This is a genomic window from Tabrizicola soli, assembly GCF_015999335.1.
GTDB classification, from domain to species: Bacteria; Pseudomonadota; Alphaproteobacteria; order Rhodobacterales; family Rhodobacteraceae; genus Tabrizicola; species Tabrizicola soli.
The window spans coordinates 1-1,247 of record NZ_JAEACP010000053.1; the positions used below are offsets into that span (position 1 = coordinate 1).

Below are 1,247 nucleotides of genomic sequence, written 5' to 3' on the forward strand. Positions count from 1 at the left end.
GGTGACCTGCCACTGAACTTTCATCCAGCTGCGACCGGAGCCGGTTTTTGATTTACGCCTGTCGGCGTGGGTTGAGCAATCGCCCGACGCGCGGAACTGTCATCGCGTGCAGCGGGTCGGGCGATTGCGGTGGTCAGGTGCAGGGCGAAGCCTGTAGGCGTCTGGTAGCCGAGGGCTGAATGGGGCCGCGCGGTGTTGTAGTCGGTGACCCACTCGGCGATCAGATCGCGGGCATGTGCCAGGTTGCGGAACAGCGTCTCGTTCAAGAACTCGTCCCGCATCCTGCCGTTGAAGCTTTCGACGAAACCGTTCTGCATCGGCTTGCCAGGCGCGATGTAGTGCCATTCGACCTTGTGCTCGGCGCACCACTTCAGGATCGCGTTCGAAGTCAGTTCGGTCCCGTTGTCTGACACGATCATTCCGGGCCTGCCGCGGCGTTCGATCAAGGCTGTCAGCTCCCGCGCAACACGGCGGCCCGAGATCGAAGTATCGGGGATCGCGGCAAGGCACTCCCGCGTGACGTCATCGACCACGTTCAGCACCCTGAAGCGCCGCCCGCAGGCGAACTGGTCATGGACGAAATCCAGCGACCAGCGCGCATTGGCCCGTGCCTCGATCAAGATCGGGGCCCTGTGCCGATGGCCTTGCGGCGTGCTTTGCGTTTACGGACGGTTAACCCTTCCTCGCGGTAGAGCCGGTAGATGCGGTTGATCCCAGACGCCTCCCCCTCGCGCCGCAAGAGCACGAAGAGACGCCGGTAGCCAAACCTGCGCCGCTCGTTCGCCAGATCCCGCAACCGCCCTCGCAGCGCCGTGTCCGGTGCGCTTTGCGACTGGTAGCGCACCATCTTGCGGTCCGCCCCGGCAATCTTGCACGCCCGCCGTTCCGACAGCCCGAGATGGGCCTTCAGATGCGCGACAGCCTCGCGCTTAACAGCGGGCGTCACCATTTTTTTGACAGCAGTTCCTTCATCGCCGCCATGTCGAGCATCTGCTCGGCCAAGAGCTTCTTCAGCTTGGCGTTCTCGTCCTCCAGCGCCTTCAGCCGCTTGGCCTCCGATACCGTCATCCCGGAATACTTCGCCTTCCAGGCATAGAACGTCCCCTCCGACATCCCGTGCTTGCGGCACAGATCAGCACACTTCGCGCCGACTTCGTGCTCCTGCAGGATGCCAATGATCTGCTCTTCCGTCAGTCGTGCCTTCTTCATCGTCCGTCCTCTCCATGGGCCGGACTCTAATCGCAGAT

The 1,247-nt window shown here is 62.9% G+C and carries 1 pseudogene; it reads right to left on the reverse strand.

Features of this window, described 5'->3' with window-relative positions:
* Positions 1–20 precede the first annotated feature (20 nt).
* A pseudogene (locus I7S92_RS22970) lies at positions 21–1,209 on the reverse strand (IS3 family transposase).
* Positions 1,210–1,247: the final 38 nt, after the last annotated feature.